Below are 7,314 nucleotides of genomic sequence, written 5' to 3' on the forward strand. Positions count from 1 at the left end.
CCCATTCTGAGGCACGATTCCGGGACGCAGTTTCCGCATGCGGCCCCGTTGGGAAAGTTCATCCCGTTCCGAAGCTGGATTCCGGGACACAGTTTCCGTATGCGGAGGCGCTCCAAACAAAAGGCCCCGGCTCGAGATGGAGCTGGGGCCAAAGGCACAGCATATGCAGTTGGTGCTGAGTGTGAACGGCCCATCAGCAATGGCTGTCCGCACCCTACCCTACCCGCGGCGACGGACGCGGCTGTATGGCGTATCCACCATGGGCAGATCGGGACGCAGCTTGCCGTCGAATGCGCGATAGGCGTTCTGCACGGCGGGCGCCGTGGGGATCGTTGCGATCTCGCCAATGCCCTTGCCGCCGTATGCCACGGGCAGCAGCTCGTCCTTCTCCACGTAGATGGCATGGATATCCGGAATCTCGGGCGCACGGAACAACCCGAGCGTACCGTACCTTGCCTGGGGCACACAGTCCTTGAGCGGCCAGTCCTCGGTAAGCGCATAGCCCATACCCATGAGCACTCCGCCTTCGATCTGACCCTGAATGGAGATGGGGTTGACCACCTTGCCGGAATCGTGCGCGGCATAGACCTCGCTCACGCGGCCGTCATCATCCAAAATGACCACATGCGTGGCAAAGCCGTAGCAGATGTGGCTCTTGGGGTTGGGAACGTCGGCGCCCAGCTTGTCAGTCGGCTCCAGGTACACGTAGCCAAACTCGCATCCCTCGAGCGCCTTGATGGCGGCCGTGGGATCCTGAGGATGCATACCTTGGCCGGCGACGAGCTCCTGCGTTCGAAGCTGGTAGGCGCGGCCGTCGTCGTACTCGATCTTGACGCCGTCGCCATGCGCACTCACGGGAGCGGTGGGCGCAGGCTTGCCGGCCTCGATGCCAAGCATGGCATCGCGCAGCAGGAAGGCGGCACCGCGCACGGCCTCGCCGGTCACGACCGTCTGACGCGAGCCAGACGTGGTGCCGGAGTCGGGAGCGTTCTCGGTGGAGCACTCGCCATTGGCAATGCAGCTCAGCGGCAGACCGCAGGCCTCGGCAACGTCCTGCAAAAAGACCGTGTTGCAGCCCTGGCCGATGTCGGACGTAGCGGCATAGACCACAGCCACGCCGTCCTCGATGCGAATCTTGCAGCGGCCGGCATCGGGCAGGCCAACGCCCACGCCGGCGTTCTTCATGGCGCAGGCGATACCGGCGTGTCCGGGATGCGCGTAGTAGGCATCCTTGACCTCGAGCAGCGTCTCCTTCAGTGCCGTGGAGCAATCGGCAATCTGGCCGTTGGGCAAAACCTCGCCCGGCTCGATGGCGTTACGGTAGCGGATCTCCCACGGATCCAGGCCGACCTTCTCGGCCAGCAGGTCGATCAGGCTCTCGAGCGCAAACTCGGACTGGCAAACGCCAAAGCCGCGGTACGCACCGGCGGGCGGGTTGTTGGTGTAGTAGCCAAAGCCGCGAATGTCGGTGTTCTGGTACTTGTAGGGGCCGACGGCATGCGTACAGGCGCGCTCGAGCACCGGGCCGCACAGCGACGCGTAGGCGCCGGTATCAAAGTTGATCTCGCAATCCAGGCCGGTAAAGTTGCCCTCGGCGTCGCAGCCCAGTGTAAAGGTGCCGTCCATGGCGTGACGCTTGGGATGGAAAGCGAGCGACTCGGCACGCGTGAGCTTACACTTCACAGGACGCTGGAACTTATATGCGGCGAGCGCGGCCAAGTGCTGGATGGACACGTCCTCCTTGCCGCCAAAGCCGCCACCCACGAGCATGGTCTCGACGACCACGCGCTCGGGCTCGCTATCCCAGCCAAACATGTGAGCGCACTCTTTGCGCGTGTCGTAGGCGCCCTGGTCGGTCGACTGCACCTTGACGCCGTTCTTATACGGGAACGCCACGGCGCACTCGGGCTCCAAGAAGGCATGCTCGGTAAAGGGCGTGGTAAAGCGCTGCGTCACGGTGAATGCGCTCTCCGCCAGCGCCTTGGCGGCGTCGCCGCGCGTCACGTGACGGCTCTGACACACATTGTCCTTGAGCTCCACCGTGTTGCCAAAGGCAAAGAAGCTGTCGTGCAGGCGTGGGGCGTCGGCAGCCCTGGCCTCGACAATGTTGCGCACGGGCTCCAGCGGCTCGTAATCGATCTTTACGAGCTTCTTGGCCTTCTCGAGCGTCGCTTCGTCCTCGGCAACCACCAGCACGATAGCGTCACCCACGCAGCGGGTGATATCGCCCTGGGCGATCATGACGTCCCAGTCCTGGATAAGGTGGCCGACCTGGTTGACCGGCACGTCCTCGGCGCGCAGGATGCCCACCACGCCGGGCAGGGCCTCGGCCTTGGAAGTATCGATGGAGAGCACACGGGCGCGCGGGTACTTGGAGCGCACGGCGCTGGCATAGGTCAGACCCGGCTGATCGAGCTCGTCGATGTCGTCGGGATACTTGCCCTCGCCGAGCACCTTCTTGCGCACGTCGATGCGGAAGGCGCGCTTGCCCACGCCGTAGTCGTCGCCGCACTCCAAATCCTCGTCGATCTGCTTTTCGCCACGGAGCACCGCAGCTGCCAGCGAAATGCCCTCGATAATCTTTTTGTAGCCGGTGCAGCGGCAGACATTGCCACGGATGGCGTACTTGATCTGCTCCTCGGTGGGCTCGGGGTCCTCGGCGATCAGCGCTGCACCCGCCATGACCATGCCGGGGATGCAAAAACCGCACTGCACGGCGCCCACGGCGCCAAAGGCGTACACAAAGGCCTCGCGCACGTCCTCGGGCAGGCCCTCGACGGTCACGATGTTACGGCCGGCGGCAAGAGCAGTGGTCAGTACGCACGCCTTGACGGCCGCACCGTCCACATGGATGGTGCAGGTGCCGCAGGCGCCCTCGGAGCAGCCGTCCTTGGCGGAGTGAATGTGCAGGTCGTCGCGCAGATAGCGCAGCAGTGGTTTATTCTCCGTCGTCGTGTGCTCGACACCGTTAACGGTAAAAGTGAATTCCTGTGCCATGGTGATTCCCTTCTACACGCCGGCGGCGATGCCGGTGCGGTCGTGGATGGCGCCATGCGGGCAGACGACGGCGCACATGCCGCACGACAGGCAGTCCACGCCGTCGATATGGGCGCAGTTGTCCTCGATGCGGATAGCGCCGGCAGGGCACTTTTTGGCGCACATACCGCAACCGATACAGCTCGTGTCGCAGACCTTGCGCGCAATGGCACCCTTATCGGTGTTGTTGCAGCGCACCAGAATGTTCTGGTAGCCGGGGACGAAGGCAATCACGCGCTGCGGGCACGCCACGCCGCACAGGCCACAGCCCGTGCACTTGGAGCGGTCCACGCGGGCGATGCCATCGACCAGCGCAATGGCGCCGTGGGGGCAGGCCGTGACGCAGGCGCCACAGCCAATGCAGCCTTCGCTGCAGCGGGCGTCGCCGCCTGCGGAGGCGCAACCGCTTCCGCAGGCAACGTAGGCCACGTTATGTTGAATGGATTTGGCCATAAGAGACTCGCCTATTTCTTAAGGAGATACGGATAGTTGTCGCGCACAGCCCTGATGGCCAGGCGGACGGCCTCGGGAAGGCCGGTGTTGACGGCATCGACCGAGACGGTGCGGACCGTGCCGGCGACGCGGACCTTAAAGTGGTCCTCGTCCACAGCCAGGAAGCCCTCGTTCTCGGAGTTCTCCATGTCCTGCTCGCTCCAGAACAGGGTGAGCTTGTCCTTGTAGGGACGGCCCTCCTGGTAGGGGCAGAACACAGCGCAGTTGCCGCACTCGTTGCACATGCCGTCGACGTGGACGACCTGATGCTTGGCGAGACCCGGCACCTTAATGGCAACGTTGGCGCGGTTGGGGCACACATCGCAGCAGACCTCGCACACCGAGCCGCAGCCCAGGCAGCGGGTTTTGGTGCAGTTGCGCTTGTCGCGGCACAGCGACCCCTTGCGCTCGTAGCAGGTGTCCTCGCGACCGGCCTGAGCATTCTGGTCGGCGTACTTGTTAAAGTCCACACCGGCGATGGCACGGGCGACCTCGGCAGCATCGGCGATAGCCTCGACCACGGTGGCAGGACCGCGACGGCAGTCGCCGGCAGCCCAGACGCCCTCGACGCCAGTGGAGGTGGCGGCAAGGCGGCCGCGACGGTCGTGCTCAACGCCCGCGGCATCGTACAGGCTGGCATCGATGCCCTCGCCCACGGCGCAGATCACCGTGGTGGCGGAAAGCTCGACGGTCTCGCCCGTGGCGACGGGGCTGCGACGGCCGCTTGCATCCGGCTCGCCAAGCTCCATGACGTCGCAGGTCAGCACGGCGCCGTTAAGCGCCTTGGGGGCCAGCAGCTCGCAGAACTCAACACCATCGGCAAGAGCAAGATCAAGCTCTTCCTCGTCGGCGGGCATCTGCTTCTTGGTGCGGCGATACACCAGGCGCACGTTCTTCACGCCAGCCAGGCGCTTGGCCACGCGAGCCGCATCCATGGCGGTGTTGCCGGCGCCAATGACCACGACGTCCTCGCCCAGCTCGAGCTTCTCGCCCCTCTTGGCGGCCTCGAGGAACTCCAGCACGTCGAGCTCGGCATCCTCGCCCAGGCCCGCAGAGCCGGGCATCCAGGCGCCGGTGGCCACGACCACGTCGGTAAAGCCCTGGGCCTTGAGCTCATCAATGGACTCCACGCGGGCATTGAGCTGCACCTTGGCACCAAAGGCCAGGCAGAGCTCGGCATCGTGGGAGATGTCATCGCTCGCAATGCGGAACTCGGGGATGACGTGACGGACCACGCCGCCGAGCGAATCGCGGGCCTCGAAGATGGTGACGGGCACGCCAGCGCGCGTCAGGAAGAACGCCGTCGCCAGGCCGGCCGGGCCGCCGCCGATAACGGCAACGTTGCGCTCGCCGTCGTTGGCGATGGCCTGGGCGCGCAGCTTGGGCAGCACGGCGGTCATGGCCTCGCGGGCGGCCTTGAGCTTGCTGGCGCGGATCTGGGCGCCCTCGGGCTCGTAGAACGCACGCTCGCAGGCACGGCCGCAGGGATGCGGGCAGATAGTGCCGGTAATGAACGGCAGGGCGTTGCGCTCGATGATGATGTTGAGCGCGTCCTCGTAGCGGCCCTCGTCAACAGCCGCCAAGTAGGCGGGAATATCCTGCTGGATGGGGCAGCTCGTGCGGCACGGCGTGGTAAAGCAGTCGGAAAGCGGGCTCTTGCCGGCAACCTTGCGGTCGGGTAGCGGGCGCAGCGGCTTCTTGTAGAGCGGGTTGGTGAGCGAGTCGGTCTGGATCGCGGTCACAGCCTCGAGCGAGACGCCCGCGAACGGCTTGCCATCCAGGTCGGTAAACTCGCCGGCCATCTGGCTAAAGCGCTCGTAGCCACCGGGCTTGAGCACGTCGGTCGCCAGGGTGACGGGCCAAATGCCGGCATCGTACAGGGCGCGGATGTTGTAGACCGTGGCACCGCCGGAGTAGCTTATGCGCAGTTTGCCATCAAACTGCTCGGTAATGCGGCGGGCAGCCTCGATGGTCAGCGAGAACAGCGAACGGCCGGACATGTACATCTCGGTGGAGGGCAGCTCGTTCCTCGTCACGTCGACGGGGAACGTGTTGGTCAGCTTGACGCCAAACTCCAGGCCGCGCTCGGCGCACAGGGCAATCAGGCGCTCGAACATAGGCACGGCATCGGCCCACTGCAGGTCCTCGCGGAAGTGCGTGTCATCGAAGACGATGTAGTCAAAGCCCAGCTCGTTGAGGCGCTGGCGGGCAAACTCATAGCCCAGCAGCGTGGGGTTGCACTTGATGTAGGTGTTGAGACCCTTCTCGGTAATCAGATAGGTCGCGATGCGCTCGATCTCCGCCGGCGGGCAGCCATGCAGGGTGGACTCGGTGATGGAGTTGGAAACGCGTGCCGGGATGGACTCGACAAACGCGGCGTCGACATGCTCAAACTTGTCCAGGTTAGCGAGCGCCCACGTGCGGCACTCGTTCCAAGCCTCGGAGCCGCTGGCGTCCTTCATGCCCTCAATGTACGCATCGACCTTGGGGCTCTTGATGCCCTCGAGGTCATAACCCACGGACATGTTGAAGACAAAACCATCCGGGCTGCCCAGGCCGTACTCGCGAGCGATCAGGTGGCAGGCAAACCATGCCTTCACGTACTCGGCAAAGGCCTGCGGAACCTCGAGCTCGGTCGACCACTCGCAGTTGTAGCACTCGTCCTGCGCCACGATGCAGGGCTTGTTCACACACTTGGAGAGCTCCTCGCCGTCCATAACCTGAACGGTCTTGAGCTCAAAGAAGCGGGAACCGGCCACGTAGGATGCCACGATGTTCTGGGCCAGCTGCGTGTTGGGGCCGGCGGCCGGGCCAAACGGAGTCTCGATGCGCTCGTCAAAAATGGGAAGCGCGCCCTCCTGGTTGGTCGTGACCATCTTGCGCACGCCAAAGACGGCGCCCTGGGTCTTGTGCTCCTCGATGATCCAGTTCATCAGCTGCGAAAACGGGATCGGCCTCATGATGTCGCTCATAATGAGCTCCTCTCTGTAACGCCCGGCGAGACCGCGCGGCGGGCGCAAATACGGTGTAGCGCTAGCACAGCGCCGGCGACCCCGCGGAGGTCGCCTATACGCGCGTCGGATGCGGCGAAACATCCGACGCGCGCGAATCTACTTGTAATTAGTAGGCGCGATCGTTGAGCGTGCTCCAGAGCTTCTTGGACTCGGCCATGGTCCACGCGTTGATCTTGTCCTCATCGATACCGACAAACTCGCGATCCTTGTACAAGACGCGGCCGTTGATGATGGTGGTACGGCAGTTTTTGCCCATCATGCCAAAGAGCATGTGGCCGTCGATGTTCTCCTCGCTCAGCGGCGTAAAGGGCTTGTAGTCCATGACGATGACGTCGGCGGCAGCGCCGGGCTCAAGCACACCGAGCTTGCGATCGAAGTACTTGCTCGCCATCTTGGCGTTGTTCTCAAACAGCATCGTCATGGCCTCGCACCAGCCCACGTTGGGCATGGCGGCGTTGTGGCGCTGAATGATCAGGAAGACCTTGAGGCTCTCGAGCATATCGTGGGTGTAGGCGTCGGTGCCCATGCACACGGGGATGCCGCGGCGGAAGAACTCGAGCACGGGGGCGCAGCCCACGGCGTTGCCCATATTGGATTCGGGGTTGTTAACCAGCCAGGTGCCGGACTCCTTGACGATATCCATCTCGGCAGGCGTCACGTGGATGCAGTGACCCAGCATGGTGTCGGGACCGAGCAGGTTGTGCTGCAGCAGGCGCTCGACGGGGCTGATGCCGCCGCGGTTGAGGCGGGAGTCCCACACGTCATTCATGCC

General features: G+C 64.2%; 4 protein-coding genes. All 4 read right to left on the minus strand.

Translation table 11 applies throughout. The features are described from left to right. Positions 1-219: 219 nt before the first annotated feature. Positions 220-2,997, minus strand: coding sequence for a selenium-dependent xanthine dehydrogenase (gene xdh / locus AB5Z25_RS05955; RefSeq protein WP_195445183.1), 2,778 nt, complete (start codon positions 2,995-2,997; stop codon positions 220-222). 12 nt (positions 2,998-3,009) lie between these two features. Beyond that, positions 3,010-3,489, minus strand: coding sequence for a 4Fe-4S binding protein (locus AB5Z25_RS05960; RefSeq protein WP_195247110.1), 480 nt, complete (start codon positions 3,487-3,489; stop codon positions 3,010-3,012). Between the two features lie 11 nt (positions 3,490-3,500). Continuing rightward, positions 3,501-6,500, minus strand: coding sequence for a putative selenate reductase subunit YgfK (ygfK, locus tag AB5Z25_RS05965; protein WP_368135037.1), 3,000 nt, complete (start codon positions 6,498-6,500; stop codon positions 3,501-3,503). 148 nt (positions 6,501-6,648) lie between these two features. Beyond that, on the minus strand, positions 6,649-7,314 hold a 666-nt coding region (locus AB5Z25_RS05970; protein ID WP_368135038.1), incomplete at its 5' end, for an amidohydrolase family protein.

The organism is Collinsella aerofaciens (assembly GCF_040910325.1).
GTDB lineage: Bacteria > Actinomycetota > Coriobacteriia > Coriobacteriales > Coriobacteriaceae > Collinsella > Collinsella aerofaciens_BL.

Bases quoted from the DNA above. Each gene is read 5' to 3' on its own strand.
- ygfK (WP_368135037.1), bottom strand. From the start codon at position 6,500: ATGAGCGACATCATGAGGCCGATCCCGTTTTCGCAGCTGATGAACTGG.
- xdh (WP_195445183.1), bottom strand. From the start codon at position 2,997: ATGGCACAGGAATTCACTTTTACCGTTAACGGTGTCGAGCACACGACG.
- AB5Z25_RS05960 (WP_195247110.1), bottom strand. From the start codon at position 3,489: ATGGCCAAATCCATTCAACATAACGTGGCCTACGTTGCCTGCGGAAGC.